Here is a 14,445-nt window from a genome sequence, read left to right as displayed (position 1 = left end):
CGGAACGACACGCGCGGCGACACGCCGCAGCTGAGAAAATGCTTGACGCCTGCAGCGCGAGTCCGCTAGCTTGATCGACCGACGCACTCTTGAAAGGAGGTCACCGATGAACATCCAGCACACCGCTCAGGCGCACCGCCTGCTCGCGCGCGCTTTCTCCGCGCTGCGCCCCGTGCACTCGGTGACCGACCTCGGCGTCTCCGGCATCGCTGTCTCCTAGCACAGCACCCGTCCGTCGACCGGTCCCTCGGGGACACCTGTCTTCCGCCGCTCCCGCACTGTCCTCGATGACGGCGGGCTGAGTCGGCCACGCTGCATCCGGCATCCGCGTCGCATGCGGCATCCGCGTCATCGACGCTTCTCGTCCGCGCATCGTCTGCGGCCTCCGCGGATCGCGCTTCCGCCACACCCATCCCTCACCGAAGGAAAACACCGTGAACACCACGCTGTCGCACAGCATCCCCCACCCGCCCGATACGAAGGGCCGCGAGGTCCTCGATATCCCCGCCCCCGAGGAGCTGCGGGCGCTCTCGCTCGCCGACCGCCTCGGGTTCCGCATCGGCCTCTGGCTGCTGCGGCGCGCACAACGACCGGCGGCTTCCCGCCGCTGGTCGTCCAGCTACACCAGTCCCCTGTCGCTCGCCGAGCAGCAGCTGAGTCCGCGTGAGATGCAGACGATCCTGGCCTTCCACCTGCAGCGTCAGCTGCACTGAGCAGAGACGTGGATATGGACGTCCCCCTCATCGACGGCGCGTCGCTGCGTCCGCTCGTGCTCCCCGCACGAGCGGACGCGGCCGACGCCGACGAGTTCCGCGATCTGGCGCGCGTGCGCAACCAGGTCTATAGCGAGCTCACCGGGCGCGACGAGCAGGATCTCGCCCCGGACGAGCTCCTGCCTCTCCTGCGCTCCGGACCCGACCGCACCACCCTCGTATGGGTCGTGCGTCACGACGGCGCGGTGATCGGCCGCGCCATGGTCGATATTCCGCAGGATCAGGGCGCGCGCAGCCTCATCGCCACGATCGAGCTGCTCCCCCGGGCGTGGGGGCGAGGGATCGGCCGGGCGATCCTGCCGCACCTCGAAGCCGCAGCCCGGGCTCACGGGCGCACGGTCGTCCAGAACTGGACCGAGCAGCAGGCTACCGACGGACCGAGGCTCCATGCCCCGACCGGCTACGGCAGCGTGCCGGACGACCATGTGGCCCGCTTCCTCACGCGCAGCGGCTTCACCCTCGAGCAGGTGCATCGCGTCAGCATCCTCGACCTGCATCCCCGCCACGGCCGCCGCATCCGGCATCTGAACGACGAGGCGCGAGTCCGCGCGCGGGACTATGACCTGGTGTCGTGGATGCTGCCGACCCCTGCCGAATACCTCGACGGCTACGCCTGGATGAAGTCACGGATGTCGACCGACGCACCATCCGCGGGGCTCGACGCCGACGAGGAACGGTGGGATGCCGCGCGCGTGCGCCGCATGGAAGCGCGTGAGCACGAACGTGGCAACACGATGCTCGTCACCGCCGCCCGCCATCGAGCCACGGGCGCTCTCGCGGCCTTCACGGAGCTGGCCATCGGTCGAGATCGAGCGGCGACCACCCACCAGAACGACACGCTGGTGCTCCGTGAGCACCGCGGGCACCGTCTGGGCCTGCTGATCAAGACGGCGGCGCTGCTCCGGTGGAGTGGCATCGCCCCGGAGTCGCCTCGACTCATCACCTACAACGCCGAGGAGAACCGACCCATGCTCTCCATCAACGAAGCACTCGGCTTCACCGCTCGCGCCCATGAAGGCGCCTGGAAGAAGGACCTCACATGACCGTCGACTTGACGATCACGCCCCTGCACGTCCCCGATGCCCTCGATGCTCCCGACGCGGACGACTTCGTCGCCTACGGCGAGTTCAATCGTCGCGTCTGCGCGGAGACCGCGGGGCTGCCCGACCTCGCCCCGACGGCCGCTCAGATGCTGCCCGCGTGGCGCGACCCGTCCGACACCCGCCACACGGGGTTCGTCGCCCGGCGCGGCCAGCAGATCGTCGGCATCGCGACGATCGACTACCCCCAGGAGGAGGGCGCACGGGCGGCGGAGATCGACGTGCTCGTGCCCGAGGAGTTCTGGGGCCGCGGGGTGGAGGATGCGCTCCTCGATCGCGCGGAGGACGAGGCACGACGTGAAGGGCGCACGACGCTCCAGGGATGGACACTGCACCGACCCGCGGTGCCGGGCGCGCGCATCCTCACACCGCGGACCGGGTGGGGCCGTATGCCCGTGAATCCGCCCGCCGAATTGCTCGAGACCCGGGGGTACGAGCTGGAGCAGATCGAACGCAACAGCGAACTCCACCTGACGGGCGACCTCGCCGTCGTGCGGCGCGCGCTGGCCGATGCCGAGCGCGCCGCCGGAGCGGACTACCGGGTGGTCGCGTGGAACCTCCCCACACCGCCCGAGCGCCGCGCGGGGTACGCCGCCGTGCTGGCGCGGCTCACCACCGACGCTCCGAGCGGCGACATGGAGTTCGACGACGAGGCGTGGGATGCCGACCGGGTCGTGCGACGCGACGCCCGCCTCACCGGCGCAGGGCAGCTGATGTCGGTCGTGGCCGTCGAACACCTGCCCACCGGGGACCTCGTGGCGTACAACGAGCTGCTGATCGGCGAGGACCGGACCGGTGTCACGCACCAGTTCGGCACGCTCGTGGCGAAGGAGCACCGGGGGCACCGTCTCGGCACGATCGTCAAGTGCGCGAACCTCCTGCGGTGGCGGGAGCTCGTGCCGCTGTCGCGTCGCGTCTCGACGTACAACGCCGAGGAGAATCGTCCCATGCTCGACATCAACGAGGCGCTCGGTTTCGTCCCCGTCTCGTACGCGGGCGCCTGGCAGAAGAAGATCTGAACCTCGCGGGCGGAGATCATCCTCGCGGATGAGCCTCCGCCCGCCGGTTCATCCTGCGGAGCGATGAACGGTGCGGGAGATCCGGGAAGGCTGGGAACATGATTACTCCCGTCATCGAATCCCATGGCCTGGTCAAGTCGTTCGGTCCCACTCCCGCACTGGCGGGCATGGACGTCACGATCTCCCGCGGGGAGTCCGTGGCCGTCATGGGCGCGTCCGGATCGGGCAAGACCACTCTCCTCCACATCCTCGCGGGCATCACCTCGCCCGACAGTGGTTCGGTCGTCTTCCATCCCTCGACCGGCGCGCCGATCGAGGTGACCCGACTCGGCGAGTCGGCGCGGTCGCGCCTGCGCCGTGAGCGGTTCGGTTTCGTGTTCCAGCAGGGGTTGCTGATCCCCGAGCTCACGGCCGTCGAGAACGTCGCGTTGGCGGCGATGATCACCGGGATGCCCCGCCGCGACGCCCTCCCGCACGCCGCCTCGTGGTTGGCCGCCCTGGGTCTCGCCGGCATGGAGGATCGACGCATCGGCGAGCTGTCGGGTGGCCAGGCCCAACGGGTCGCGATCGCCCGGGCGCAGGTCACGGGGGCCGAGATCGTGTTCGCCGACGAACCCACCGGGGCGCTCGACTCGCGAACCTCGGCGGAGGTGATGGACGCCCTGCTCTGGTCGACCACCGGCCAGGGGCGCACGCTCGTCGTCGTCACCCACGATCGAGACGTCGCCGCGCGCTGCACACGAACCATCGCGGTGAGCGACGGACGCGTCTCCTCGGCGGTGGCCGCATGAACGCGCACACGCTGCGGATGCTCCTCCGCCCGACCCGCGGACAGGGTGCCGTCGTCGCGCTGCCCGTCGTGGCGTTCACCGTGGTGACCGCGTTGGTGCTCACCGTCATCGGCGGTGCGCAGTCGTTCTGGCGCTGGTCGGACGACCTCGCGCCGACCTACCAGGCGCTCGCAGCGATCGCGCTCGTGCTGCTGATCGTGCCGCTCACCTCTCTCGGGGGTGCCGCCGCCCGCCTCTCGGCACGACGCCGCGACGAGCGGCTCTCGACCCTCCGCCTTCTCGGCGTCACTCCGCAGGGTGTGGCTGCCGCGACCGTCATCGAGTCGGTGCTGCTCGCAGCGGCCGGCGCCGCCGGAGGGGTCGCGCTCTCCCTACTCCTCTCCCCTCTCGTCGGCATGATCCCGTTCCGCGGTGCGAGCCTGGGATGGGCGGCGGTGACCCTGCCGCCGCTCTCGGCGCTCGCCGTCGTCGCCGCGGTGATCGCGCTGGCCGCCCTCAGCGCGATGGTCGGACTCCGCCGCGTCGTGATCTCACCGCTCGGTGTGCGCACGCGTGCCACAGCCGGCTCCTCGGTGCACTGGACGCGCGCCATCATCGCCGTGCTCGTGTTGGGCGCCGCGTTCGGCGTGATCACCGTGTTCCCCCGCGTCGCCGACCTCGTCACGACCATCGTCGTCGTGGCGCTCGCCTTCGCCGGCGCCCTGGGCGTGCTCAACCTCCTCGGACCGTGGGTGCTCAAGGTCGGGGCGTCGATGCAGCTGCGGCGGGCCGAGAAGCCCGAGCGCCTTCTCGCGGCCCGCATCGTGCTCGATTCGCCGAAGGCGGCATGGCGACAGGTCGGCGGTGTCGCGATGGCGAGCTTCATGGCGGTGTTCGCCGGCACCGGGGTCTCTCTCATGAACGTGCTCGGCGGCCCCGAAGCGACGAGCGACGAGGCCGCGCTCGTGGCGGACATGCGCACGGGGCTCATCATCACACTCGTCGCGTCGTTCCTCATGGTCGCCGCGTCCGTCGGGGTGAATCAGGCGTCGTCGATCCTCGACGAGCGACCCCTGCATCGCAGCCTCCACCACCTCGGCATGCCGAAGGAGACGGTGGATCGGGCTCGTCGTCGCGCAATCATGTCGCCCCTGCTGATCACCGCGATTGGATCGGCGGTGTGCGCGGGGGTGCTCATGCTGCCGCTCATCAGCGTCGCCCTGATCACCGCACCACTCTCCCTCCTGACGATCGTCGCGGTGCTCGTCGCGGGCATCGGCCTGGTGTGGGTCAGCGCCCGTGCAACCGGTCCGCTGCTGGCGCCCGCTTTCGCTGCGGCGTGAGCGGGCCTCAGCGCCGGCGCTGGCAGCGAGGGCAGTAGTGCGACGAGCGGTTCATGAACGCCTCGCGTCGGATCGGACCACCGCAGCGCGGGCACGGCTGGCCGCCGCGACCATAGGCGTTGAGCGAGTGCGCGAAGTACCCTGCCTGCCCGTTCACGTTGACGTACTGCGCGTCGAAGCTCGTGCCACCCTCGGCGAGGGCCTTCGCCAGCACGGAGCGCACCTCGCCCAGCAGCCGGCGCACGGCCTGCAGCGAGAGGCGGTCGGCCGACGTCTCCGGGTGGACGCGCGCAGCCCAGAGGGCCTCGTCGGCGTAGATGTTGCCGATGCCGCTCACGATCGTCTGATCGAGCATCACGCGTTTGATGGCGCTGTGGCGGCGCCTCACCGCCGCGACGAAGTCGAGGTCGTCGAAGAAGGGATCGAGCGGATCCCGCGCGATGTGTCGCACCTGCGAGGGAATGATCGATGGCCCGTCGGCGATCAGGGCGTCGACGGCCAACGAACCGAACGTGCGCTGGTCGGCGAACACGACGGCGAGCTCGCCGTGCGTGGGGTGCTCGACGTGCAGCCGCACCCGTTCGTGGCGCTCCGGAGGCGCGTCGGGTACGCGGAGCAGCATCTGCCCGCTCATACCGAGGTGGGCGATGAGGGCCGCCTCGTCGCCGTCGAGCGGGAGCCACAGGAACTTGCCCCGACGCGCGGCGGCGTGCACGGTGCGTCCCTCGAGCCGTCCGACGAAGTCCGCGGCGCCCGCAGCGTGGCGGGTGAGGGCCCGTTCGTCGAGAACGCTGACGCCCGTGATCGTCGCACCGGTGACCGCTGGGGCGAGTCCGGCGCGGACGACCTCGACCTCGGGGAGTTCAGGCACGATCGCTGAGCAGGCGCCAGGCGCTGAGCGCCGCGGCCATCTCGGCCGTCTTCTTGCTGCTGCCGCGGCCCTGCATGCTGACCTCGCCCACCGCGACGGTCGCGGTGAACCGGCGGTCGTGATCGGGTCCGGACGCCTCGACGGCGTAGCGCGGCGGAGTGGCTCCGAGGCGTGCCGCGAGCTCCTGCAGACTCGTCTTCGGATCCATGGCCGCGCCATAGCGTTCGGGGTCGGCGAGCAGCGGCTCGGTCAGACGCAGCACGAGGTCGGTCGCAGCCTCGGGGCCGGCCGACAGGTAGGTGGCGCCGATGACGGCCTCCATGGTGTCGGCGAGGATCGAGTCCTTATCGCGCCCACCCGTCTGCTCCTCGCCCCGGCCGAGACGCAAGTGCTCGCCCAGGCCGATGCCGCGCGCGACCTCGGCCAGCGCCAGGGTCGACACCACGCTGGCGCGCCGCTTGGCGAGCTGCCCTTCGTCGAGCTCGGGGTGCGTGGTGAAGAGCATGACCGTCACGGCCTGCCCCAGCACCGAGTCGCCGAGGAACTCGAGGCGCTCATTGTGCGGGATGCCACCGTGCTCGTACGCATACGAGCGGTGCGTCAGTGCCAACTCCAGAAGCTCCGCGTCGATGTCGACGCGGAGCTTCTCAGGGAGAGGTCTCTTCCCTCCAGGGACCTCCGTCACGATGACTCGCGACTCAGACGTCTGCGACCTTGCGGCCCTTGTACTCGAGGAACAGCTCGGTGCCCTGCGAGTCGGTGACGACCTTCGCCTGGTGCGGACGGCTGTAGACGACCTGTCCGTTCTCGACCGTCTTCACGAGCGCGATGGGCGCCGCCTTCCACTGCGCACGGCGCGAGCGGGTGTTCGAACGGGAGACCTTGCGCTTCGGGGGGTTACCAGCCATGACTAGCTCTCTTCTTTCTCGGCGGCGCGGCTCTCTGCCGTTCCGTCTTGGTCTGTGATGTTCTGGAGCGCGCTCCACCGAGGATCGATGGGAGCCGCCTGCTCCGACCCGGCGCTCTCGGTCAGCTTCTCACCCGTCAGCGGGTCGAGACCCGGGCAGTCCGGCTGACACACCGGCTGGAAGGGAAGCGCCAAAACGGTCGCATCCCTGACCAGAGTTTCAAGATCCACGTGGTCGTCTTGAACCTCGAAGTCAGTTTCTTCCTCACCAGGATACGCGAAAAGCTCCTGGAACTCGACTTCGACGGGCCGGGCGATGTCGGTGAGGCATCGACCGCACACGCCGGTGTACTCGGCATCCGCCGCTCCCGACACGAGAATGCCCTCGTGAACCGACTCGAGGCGGATGTCGAGATCGAGCGTCGACCCCTTCTCGAACGAGACGATTCCCTCGCCCCACTGCTCGTCGAGGGTCACCGAGAAGGCATGCTCGCGCATCTCGCCCGGCTTGCGCACGATGTCGCGGACGGGCAGGGAGAACGGGGAGGTGAAACGGGAACGCACGGATCGATTCTACCGATCAGACCTGAGTACGGGCCGGATCCGCGGTGCAGGGTGGTCGCGTCAGATTCCGCGTGCACCGGTGTCGAGGAACTCCGCGACGGCCGGGGGAACGAACGGGGAGACATCGCCGCCGAGCGACGAGACCTGACGCACCAGCGAGCTCGACACGAGCGCGTGCGCGGGATCGGGCAGGAGGAAGACGGTCTCGATGTCGGCCAGGTGCCGGTTCACGATCGCCATCGGCGACTCGTACGCCACATCGACCTGGGAGCGGATGCCCTTCACGAGAACCCCCGCGTCGACATCACGCGCATAGTCGACGAGCAGACCCATGCTCCACGCGCCGACGATGACGTTGCCCGGCATACCGTCATCGGCGATGGAGCGCTCCAGCAGGGAGAGGCGCTGGGCGATCGGCAGCATCGCCTCCTTGCCCGGGTTGTGCACCACGAGCACGTGCAGCTCGTCGAAGAGGGCGGCGGCACGGCGGATGACGTCGAGGTGGCCCAGCGTCGGCGGGTCGAACGACCCGGGGACGACGGCGATCCTGCTGCTCATCCCGCCAGCCTAGAACACGACCTCCGACGCGAACCAGTCGCCGCTGCCGCGCCGGTCAGTTCTTCGCGAGCGCTGCGCGGTCCTCGTCGCTGACCCGCCGCTCGATCGCCACCCGCAGGCCGGGGTGACTCTCGAGCGTCGGGTCGTCGCGCAGGATCTCTTCGCCCAGTTCGCGCGCGCGGACGATGAGACCCGAGTCCTTGACCACCCGGAGGAGCTTGAGCGAGGAGCGCACGCCGGCCTGCGCGGCCCCCAGCACGTCGCCCTCTCCGCGCAGCTCGAGGTCGACCTCCGCGAGCGCGAAGCCGTCGAGAGTCGCGGCCACCGCGTCGACCCGCTCGCGCGCGACCGACCCGTCTTCCGCCTCGGTGACCAGCAGGCACAACCCGGGAACGCCGCCTCGCCCGACGCGTCCGCGCAGCTGATGCAGCTGCGAGACGCCGAAGCGGTCGGCGTCGAGCACGATCATCGTCGACGCGTTGGGCACGTCGACGCCGACCTCGATGACCGTCGTGGCGAGCAGGAGATCGATCTCACCGCGCGCGAAGGCCTGCATGACCGCGTCTTTCTCGTCGGACGGCATCTTGCCGTGCAGCACGGCCCGGCGCAGGTTCCCGAGCTTCGGATGCGTGGCGAGGGCCTCGTCCAGTTGCACCACGCCCCAGCGCGGGCCGGCGGCACCCTCGGGCACGGCGGCGGGCTGGTCGGCCGGCTCGGCCGTCTTCTTGGTCGTGTCGATGGCGGCGCACACGGCGAACACCTGCCTACCCTGGGCGATCTCCTCGGCCGCGCGCTCCCACACACGGGCGAACCACCCCGGATGCTCCGCCAGGGGCGCGACGTACGTCTCGATGCCGGCGCGTCCGGCGGGCATGGTGCGGATGACCGAGGTGTCGAGATCTCCGAACACGGTCATCGCGACGGTGCGCGGAATCGGCGTCGCCGTCAGCACGAGCGCGTGCGGGCTGGACCCCTTCGCGCGCAGCGCCTCGCGCTGCTCGACACCGAAACGGTGCTGCTCGTCGACCACGACGAGGCCGAGGTCGGCGAACGTCGTCTTCTCGCCGAGAAGCGCGTGCGTCCCGACCACGATCAGGGCCTGGCCGGAGGCGACCCGCAGCGCGGCTTTCCGGCGTTCGGCGGCGGGCATCTGCCCCGTGAGCAGCGTGGGCATGACCTCGGGCGCGAGTTCTCGCCCGAGCATCTTCGTGATCGACCGCAGATGCTGACCCGCGAGCACCTCGGTCGGCGCGATCAGCGCCGCCTGACCGCCGCTCTCGGCCACCTGCAGCATCGCGCGCAGGGCGACGAGGGTCTTGCCGGAGCCGACCTCACCCTGCACCAGACGGTTCATGGGCCATGCGCCGACCAGGTCATGCGCGACCTGGTCGCCGACCGTCTGCTGGTCGGGAGTGAGCGTGTAGGGCAGCGCGCGATCGAATCGCTCGAGCAGTCCGCCGGGCGACGCCGACCTCGGTGTGGCCGCCAGGGCCCGCACGGCATCGCGCTGCTGCAGCAGCGCCGTCTGCAGCGTCAGCGCCTCGTGCATCCGCAGGGTGCGCACCGCGGGGTCGATGTCGTTCTTCGTGCGCGGGCGGTGGATGCTCTCCAGGGCCTGCGCCGCCGTGAGCAGCTCTTCGCGCTCGCGCACCGCGTCGGGAAGCGGATCGGGCACGTCGGCGAGGTCGTCGAGCACCCGCCCCACGAACCGGGCGATCTGCCACGTCTGCACCGTGGAGGTGGCCGGGTAGATCGGGATCGGCACGGCGGCCCGCGCATCCGCCCGCCGCCGTGCGGCGTCTTCGTCGTCGAACAGCTCGTACTCCGGATGCGCGAACTGCGTGACGCCGTTGAACTCCCCGACCTTGCCGGAGAACACCCCGCGCCGCCCGACCGCGAGGTCGTTCGAACGCCACTCGGCCTGGCCGATGTTCTTGGCGAAGAACGTCAGCGACATCCGGCCGATGCCGTCGCCGATGACGACGTCGACCATCGCCCCCTGACGGTTGCGCATGCGCCGGAAACTGGACGACAGCACCTCGGCGACGATCGTCACCGTCTCACCGATCGGCAGGTCGCGGATCGGGGTCAGCTCCCCCGGATCGGCATAACGCCGCGGATAGTGGGAGAGGAGATCGCCGACCGTGCGCATGGAGAAGGCCCGGTCGAGGGTCTTCGCGGTCGCGGAGCCGACCGCATCGTCGAGTGACGAATCGAGCGTGAGCGGCATGCAACGAGTCTAGGGAACGCCGCCGACATCGACGGCCCCGCACCCGGCGTATCGTGAACGGGTGACGAGGATCATCGCCGGCACGGCCGGAGGCAGCCGACTCGACGTGCCGGACGCCGGGACACGGCCCACGAGCGATCGGGTACGCGAATCGCTGTTCGGCGCACTGGAATCGGCGGATGCCATCGCGGGCGCGCGCGTCGTCGATCTGTACGCGGGTTCCGGTGCCCTCGGACTGGAAGCGCTCAGCCGCGGTGCGGTCGCGGCCGACCTCGTCGAACGCGGGCGCTCGGCGGCAGATGTCGTGCGTCGCAACGCGACCACCGTCGCCCGCGCGGGCGCACCGCTCGCGCGCGTGCATCAGAGCACCGTGCAGACGTTCCTGCAGCACGCGACGGGGCCCTTCGACCTCGTGTTCACCGACCCGCCCTACGACCTCGACGATGCGGCGATGGCCGCGGACCTGGCCGCGCTCGCACCGCTGCTGTCGCTCGATGCGCTCGTCGTCATCGAGCGCGCGAAGCGGTCGACTGCGCCGGACCTCCCGTCCGCCGGGCTCGCGCTGGTGCGAGAGAAGACCTACGGCGACACCCGCGTGTGGTGGGCGGAGCGCGCCGACCGCCCGATCTGAGCCGCCGCGGGTGCGATCCCGGCGGTTCGCACCGGTCCGGGATCGAGGTGGAAGCCGCCTCGACGGGGGGTCAGCCGCTGACGGAGTCCCAATCGCGGTAGGGGTCCCACCCGCCGACCTCCACCGGCGCCCCATCCGACGTCACGGCGTCGGAATCGCGCTCGGTCACGCGCCCGATCACTCGGAAACCCGGGGCGAGCAGGCCCTCGGGGAACGTCGCGAGCAGGGCATGGTCCTCGCCGCCCGCCAGCGCCGCATCCGGATCGGAACCCAGCGCAGCGCGGTCGAGGGCGATCGTCACGCCGGACGCGTCCGCCATCCGACGGGCGTCCAGCGCCAGGCCGTCCGACACGTCCATCATGGCCGTCGCTCCCGCCACCGCGGCCACCGGACCCAACCCGATGGGCGGGGCGGGGCGCAGCTGCGCGGCGATCATCGCCGACTCGCCCGGCCCCAGCCGCGCCGGGTCCACGGGCACCGGGGCTCCGTCCACTCGGAATCGTCCGAACAGCAGCCCGAGGCCGCGCGCCGCGTGCCCGAGCTCGCCGGCCACGGCCACCACATCGCCGACCCGGGCACCGCTCCGCGTGACCGGCGCTCGTCCGTCGAGGTCACCGAGCGCCGTGACGGCGACCGTCAGGGTCTCGGACACGGTCAGGTCGCCGCCGACGACCGCACACCCGGGCGCCAGCGCTGCGCAGGCCTCGCGGAATCCGTCGGCGAGACGCTCGACGAACGACAGCGTCAGGTCGCGCGGAACGGCCAGAGCCACGAGCAGCGCCGTCGGCCGCGCCCCCATCGCCGCGACATCGGCGAGGTTCACCGCGGCGGACTTCCAGCCCAGGTCGTACCCGCTCGTCCACGCCAGACGGAAGTCCGGACCGTGCACGAGGGTGTCGGTGGTCGCGACAACCGAACCCGACGGCGCCGCGATCACGGCCGCATCGTCGCCCGGGCCGACGAGGGCCGACGACGACGGAGGGGTGCGGGACAGGATGGCGCGGAGCACATCGCCCTCGGCGAGGTCGCCCAGGCGCGGATCGAGGTCGTCGGGTCGGGAGGGCATGTCGTCAAAGGTAGCCTGGAACCATGCCCCTCCCCCGCCGACTGGTCGCCGTCGCCGTCACCGCCGGCGCGCTGATGCTGTCGCTCACCGCGTGCTCGACCACCGTCCACGTCGAGCCGGCCGACGACGCCAACAACCCGGCGTGCGCCGCTGTGTCGGTGCTCCTGCCCGAGAGCGTCGCCGACTTCGACCGCGTCTGGACCGATGGTCAGGCCACCGGCGCCTGGGGCGATCCGACCGTGGTGCTGCGCTGCGGCGTCGCCCCGCCCGCGCCGTCCGATCTCGTGTGCACGACGATCGGCAACGTCGACTGGCTGGTGCTCGATCAGGAGGACGAACGGCAGCGGCTCGTGAGCTACGGCCGCGACCCCGCGATCGAGATCATCATCCGCCGCGAGGCCGAGGTCGACTTCCGCACCGTGGTCGAGACGCTGTCCAAGGCGATCCAGCCCGGTCTGCAGCCCGCGACGGCCGAGTGCACCGACCGGGTCGAGTTCCCCGGCAGCTGACCCTCGCGCAGCGCGTCAGCGGCGCAGACCCGCCTCGATCAGCTCCGAGATGAGGTCGCCGTAGCTCAGCCCCGAGGCGATCCAGCATTTCGGGAACATCGAGATCGGCGTGAAGCCGGGCATCGTGTTGAGCTCGTTCACCACCAGCTCGCCGGACGGTGTGAGGAACATGTCGACACGCGCGAGACCTCGGCCGTCCACCGCCTCGAACGCCCGAACGCCGGCCTCCTGGATGGCGGTGATCTCGGCATCCGTCAGCACCGCGGGGCAGACCACATCGACGCCCTCTCCGCCGAGGTACTTACCCTCGAAATCGTAGAACCCGCGCGACGTCAGCACGATCTCACCGGGGAGCGACGCGCGCACGCCCTCCGCCCCCTCGAGCACCGCGACCTCGATCTCGCGACCTGTGACGCCCGTCTCGACGAGCACCTTGTCGTCTTCGGCGAAGGCGACAGCGAGTGCCTCGTCGAGTTCGTCCCAGGCCTCGACCTTCGACACGCCCACGCTCGATCCCGCCCGCGCGGGCTTCACGAACAGGGGGAGTCCGAGCGCCTCGGCGCGGTCGCGCACCGAGGAAGGGTCGGCGTCGAACTCGCGCCGCCGTACGGTCACCCACGGCGCGACGGCGATGCCGGCCGCCTGCAGGGCGACCTTCATGAAGTGCTTGTCCATGCACAGGGCCGAGTCGAGCACGCCACCCCCGGCGTACGGCACCTCCAGCGTGTCGAAGAAGCCCTGGATCGTGCCGTCCTCGCCGTGCGGTCCGTGCAGGATGGGCAGCACCACGTCGATCTCGCCCAGGCCCTCGACGGAGCCGTCGGGGCGCACGATGCGGAGGGTGCGGTCCCCGCCGGGTTCCGGCCAGCGCACTCGGGTGCCGTTGTCGACCACCTCGGGAAGGTGGGCCGCATCGAGCGGGAACTTCGCCGGGTCGTCGTCCTCGAGCACGAACGCGCCTTCGCGCGTGATCCCCACCGGGATCACGGCGTAGCGGTCACGATCGATCGCGCCCAGCACCCCGCCCGCCGTCGCGGAACTGATCGAATGCTCGCTGGAGCGCCCTCCGAAGAGCACCACCACCGTCTGCTTGTCCATGGTTGGTCCTCTCCCCCTGGGGGGTGTCGTCGTCCGTCGTCAGGTGGGGTGCGATGTCGCGCGGGTTCATCTTCCCGTCGAGCACCATCTTCACCTGTTCGACGATGGGCATGTCCACCTCGGACTCGCGCGCCAGCTGCAGCACCGGGGCGACCGAAGCCAGCCCCTCCGCGGTCTGCTGCATCTGCTTGACGACGTCCTGGAAGCTGTACCCCTGACCGAGCAGGCGCCCGGCCGTGTTGTTGCGGCTGAGCGGCGACTGGCAGGTGGCGATCAGGTCGCCCAGCCCTGCGAGGCCCTGCAGCGTCTCCGGATGCGCGCCGTTCGCCACCGCGAAGTCGGTCATCTCGACCAGACCGCGCGTGATGATCGACGCCTTGGTGTTCTCGCCGTACCCCACGCCGTCGACGATGCCGATGGCGACCGCGATGAGGTTCTTCAGCACGCCACCGAACTCGGTGCCGATGACATCGGTGTTCACGAACGTGCGGAAGTACGAGTTGCGGGCGGCACGAGCCACCACCTCGGCCGTCTCCTGGCTGCGCGACGAGATCACGGCGGCGGTGGGCTGCTCCCGCGCGATCTCGAGCGCGAGGTTCGGGCCGGAGGCCACGGCGATGCGGTCGGGATCGCACCGCATCTCCTGCTGGATGACCTGGCTCATGCGCAGGCCGGTGCCGCGCTCGACACCCTTCATGAGGCTCACGATGCGTGCATCGGAGTCGGCGATGAGCGGCCGGAGGGCCTTGAGGTTCTCGCGCAGCGACTGGCTCGGCACCGAGAGGTAGACCTGTTCTGCCCCCTCGAGGGCTCGGGACAGCTCGTGCGTGGCCGCCATCGTACGAGGGAGGTTGATGCCGGGCAGGTAGCGCGAGTTGCGCTTGGCCTCGTCGATCTCGTGCGCGAGCTCGGCGCGTCGCGCCCACATCGTCACCTGGGCGCCACCGTCGGCGAGGATCTTGCCGAAGGTCGTGCCCCAACTGCCGGCGCCGATCACCGCGACGCG

16 protein-coding genes are annotated in these 14,445 nt (G+C 70.6%); 7 read left to right on the top strand and 9 right to left on the bottom strand.

Annotated elements, in window-relative coordinates; translation table 11 throughout:
- The first annotated feature begins 434 nt into the window (after positions 1 to 434).
- The 5 genes from RWS82_RS04085 (at position 435) to RWS82_RS04065 (ending at position 5,005) form a co-directional block, all read left to right on the top strand.
- Positions 435 to 713, top strand: a complete 279-nt coding sequence (locus RWS82_RS04085) for a hypothetical protein (RefSeq protein WP_314647212.1) — start codon at positions 435 to 437, stop codon at positions 711 to 713.
- Between the two features lie 14 nt (positions 714 to 727).
- A complete protein-coding gene (locus RWS82_RS04080; protein ID WP_314647210.1) occupies positions 728 to 1,816 on the top strand; it encodes a GNAT family N-acetyltransferase in 1,089 nt (362 codons plus the stop codon).
- On the top strand, positions 1,813 to 2,892 hold the full coding sequence (locus RWS82_RS04075) for a GNAT family N-acetyltransferase (protein ID WP_314647209.1): 1,080 nt from the start codon (positions 1,813 to 1,815) through the stop codon (positions 2,890 to 2,892). The genes RWS82_RS04080 and RWS82_RS04075 overlap by 4 nt, the downstream gene beginning before the upstream one ends.
- Positions 2,893 to 2,990: 98 nt before the next feature.
- Positions 2,991 to 3,683 (top strand): ABC transporter ATP-binding protein, encoded by a 693-nt coding sequence (locus RWS82_RS04070; protein ID WP_314647208.1) that lies wholly within the window; start codon positions 2,991 to 2,993, stop codon positions 3,681 to 3,683.
- Positions 3,680 to 5,005, top strand: coding sequence for an FtsX-like permease family protein (locus tag RWS82_RS04065; RefSeq protein WP_314647206.1), 1,326 nt, complete (start codon positions 3,680 to 3,682; stop codon positions 5,003 to 5,005). Before RWS82_RS04070 ends, RWS82_RS04065 begins: the two co-directional genes overlap by 4 nt.
- Before the next feature lie 7 nt (positions 5,006 to 5,012).
- Here RWS82_RS04065 and mutM read toward each other — a convergent pair whose 3' ends face one another.
- From mutM to RWS82_RS04035, 6 genes are all read right to left on the bottom strand, one after another.
- Positions 5,013 to 5,876: a bifunctional DNA-formamidopyrimidine glycosylase/DNA-(apurinic or apyrimidinic site) lyase gene (mutM, locus tag RWS82_RS04060; protein ID WP_314647204.1), complete on the bottom strand. Its 864-nt coding sequence runs from the start codon at positions 5,874 to 5,876 to the stop codon at positions 5,013 to 5,015.
- Positions 5,869 to 6,561, bottom strand: coding sequence for a ribonuclease III (gene rnc / locus RWS82_RS04055; RefSeq protein WP_314647202.1), 693 nt, complete (start codon positions 6,559 to 6,561; stop codon positions 5,869 to 5,871). Before rnc ends, mutM begins: the two co-directional genes overlap by 8 nt.
- 13 nt (positions 6,562 to 6,574) lie before the next feature.
- Complete coding sequence (rpmF, locus tag RWS82_RS04050) at positions 6,575 to 6,784, bottom strand: 50S ribosomal protein L32 (RefSeq protein ID WP_215173959.1); 210 nt, start codon at positions 6,782 to 6,784, stop codon at positions 6,575 to 6,577.
- A gap of 2 nt (positions 6,785 to 6,786) precedes the next feature.
- Positions 6,787 to 7,281 (bottom strand): DUF177 domain-containing protein, encoded by a 495-nt coding sequence (locus RWS82_RS04045; RefSeq protein WP_314648178.1) that lies wholly within the window; start codon positions 7,279 to 7,281, stop codon positions 6,787 to 6,789.
- A 126-nt stretch (positions 7,282 to 7,407) separates the two neighbouring features.
- On the bottom strand, positions 7,408 to 7,905 hold the full coding sequence (gene coaD, locus RWS82_RS04040; protein WP_314647198.1) for a pantetheine-phosphate adenylyltransferase: 498 nt from the start codon (positions 7,903 to 7,905) through the stop codon (positions 7,408 to 7,410).
- A gap of 55 nt (positions 7,906 to 7,960) precedes the next feature.
- Positions 7,961 to 10,135 (bottom strand): ATP-dependent DNA helicase RecG, encoded by a 2,175-nt coding sequence (locus tag RWS82_RS04035; protein WP_314647195.1) that lies wholly within the window; start codon positions 10,133 to 10,135, stop codon positions 7,961 to 7,963.
- Positions 10,136 to 10,196: 61 nt separating this feature from the next.
- Here RWS82_RS04035 and rsmD point away from each other — a divergent pair, with 61 nt between their 5' ends.
- On the top strand, positions 10,197 to 10,766 hold the full coding sequence (gene rsmD / locus RWS82_RS04030; RefSeq protein WP_314647192.1) for a 16S rRNA (guanine(966)-N(2))-methyltransferase RsmD: 570 nt from the start codon (positions 10,197 to 10,199) through the stop codon (positions 10,764 to 10,766).
- Between the two features lie 70 nt (positions 10,767 to 10,836).
- Here the strand turns inward: rsmD and thiL are convergent, their stop codons facing one another.
- On the bottom strand, positions 10,837 to 11,832 hold the full coding sequence (thiL, locus tag RWS82_RS04025; RefSeq protein WP_314647190.1) for a thiamine-phosphate kinase: 996 nt from the start codon (positions 11,830 to 11,832) through the stop codon (positions 10,837 to 10,839).
- Positions 11,833 to 11,855: 23 nt separating this feature from the next.
- Here thiL and RWS82_RS04020 point away from each other — a divergent pair, with 23 nt between their 5' ends.
- Entirely contained in the window at positions 11,856 to 12,341 is a 486-nt protein-coding gene (locus tag RWS82_RS04020) for a DUF3515 family protein (RefSeq protein ID WP_314647188.1), read from the top strand.
- A 15-nt stretch (positions 12,342 to 12,356) separates the two neighbouring features.
- Here the strand turns inward: RWS82_RS04020 and RWS82_RS04015 are convergent, their stop codons facing one another.
- On the bottom strand, positions 12,357 to 13,439 hold the full coding sequence (locus tag RWS82_RS04015; RefSeq protein ID WP_314647186.1) for a D-alanine--D-alanine ligase family protein: 1,083 nt from the start codon (positions 13,437 to 13,439) through the stop codon (positions 12,357 to 12,359).
- Entirely contained in the window at positions 13,339 to 14,436 is a 1,098-nt protein-coding gene (locus RWS82_RS04010) for an NAD(P)H-dependent glycerol-3-phosphate dehydrogenase (protein ID WP_400190069.1), read from the bottom strand. The genes RWS82_RS04015 and RWS82_RS04010 overlap by 101 nt, the downstream gene beginning before the upstream one ends.
- Positions 14,437 to 14,445 lie beyond the last annotated feature (9 nt).

Origin of the sequence: uncultured Microbacterium sp., assembly GCF_963528945.1 — a bacterium.
Taxonomy (GTDB): domain Bacteria; phylum Actinomycetota; class Actinomycetes; order Actinomycetales; family Microbacteriaceae; genus Microbacterium.
This window is presented reverse-complemented; position numbering and strand designations above follow the sequence as displayed.

Bases quoted from the DNA above. Each gene is read 5' to 3' on its own strand.
- rpmF (WP_215173959.1), bottom strand. From the start codon at position 6,784: ATGGCTGGTAACCCCCCGAAGCGCAAGGTCTCCCGTTCGAACACCCGC.
- RWS82_RS04035 (WP_314647195.1), bottom strand. From the start codon at position 10,135: ATGCCGCTCACGCTCGATTCGTCACTCGACGATGCGGTCGGCTCCGCG.
- RWS82_RS04065 (WP_314647206.1), top strand. From the start codon at position 3,680: ATGAACGCGCACACGCTGCGGATGCTCCTCCGCCCGACCCGCGGACAG.
- RWS82_RS04015 (WP_314647186.1), bottom strand. From the start codon at position 13,439: ATGGACAAGCAGACGGTGGTGGTGCTCTTCGGAGGGCGCTCCAGCGAG.
- RWS82_RS04070 (WP_314647208.1), top strand. From the start codon at position 2,991: ATGATTACTCCCGTCATCGAATCCCATGGCCTGGTCAAGTCGTTCGGT.
- RWS82_RS04020 (WP_314647188.1), top strand. From the start codon at position 11,856: ATGCCCCTCCCCCGCCGACTGGTCGCCGTCGCCGTCACCGCCGGCGCG.
- RWS82_RS04080 (WP_314647210.1), top strand. From the start codon at position 728: ATGGACGTCCCCCTCATCGACGGCGCGTCGCTGCGTCCGCTCGTGCTC.
- coaD (WP_314647198.1), bottom strand. From the start codon at position 7,905: ATGAGCAGCAGGATCGCCGTCGTCCCCGGGTCGTTCGACCCGCCGACG.
- RWS82_RS04045 (WP_314648178.1), bottom strand. From the start codon at position 7,281: ATGCGCGAGCATGCCTTCTCGGTGACCCTCGACGAGCAGTGGGGCGAG.
- RWS82_RS04075 (WP_314647209.1), top strand. From the start codon at position 1,813: ATGACCGTCGACTTGACGATCACGCCCCTGCACGTCCCCGATGCCCTC.
- thiL (WP_314647190.1), bottom strand. From the start codon at position 11,832: ATGCCCTCCCGACCCGACGACCTCGATCCGCGCCTGGGCGACCTCGCC.